Genomic DNA, 317 nt, shown 5'->3' with positions numbered 1-317 from the left:
GCGACTACTTCTTCTGCCAGCTTAGTCTCATAATTATTAAGAATAGAAAAGGCAAAAGGCATTGCTTGATATTGTCTAACAGCTAAGTAGTGCTTAGCATGATAATTGCTTCGATTGCGTCCTACATAAGAGTTGTAGACAAAGCGTTGCGCATCATAGTTCAACTTAATGATTTTCTTTTGCTTAGAACTAGGATAAAAGCGAAGCTTAACGCCAAAATGATAGGCTAAGCTGCTCATTCTCTTCATGATTTCACCTCCTTCTGTAGATTAGATATTTATATTTTACAGGGAAGTCGAACGTATGTCTCTATTTTT

The 317-nt window shown here is 36.3% G+C and carries 1 protein-coding gene; it reads right to left on the bottom strand.

Going from position 1 to position 317, the window contains the following annotated elements; all coding sequences use genetic code 11:
* A partial coding sequence (locus tag FC37_RS03685; RefSeq protein ID WP_156400654.1) for a helix-turn-helix domain-containing protein occupies positions 1-248 on the bottom strand: 248 nt, incomplete at its 3' end.
* Positions 249-317: the final 69 nt, after the last annotated feature.

This window comes from Lactobacillus gallinarum DSM 10532 = JCM 2011, from assembly GCF_001434975.1.
Classification (GTDB): Bacteria; Bacillota; Bacilli; order Lactobacillales; family Lactobacillaceae; genus Lactobacillus; species Lactobacillus gallinarum.
The sequence above is the reverse complement of the archived record's forward strand: the minus strand, read 5'-3'. Positions and strand labels throughout refer to the sequence as shown.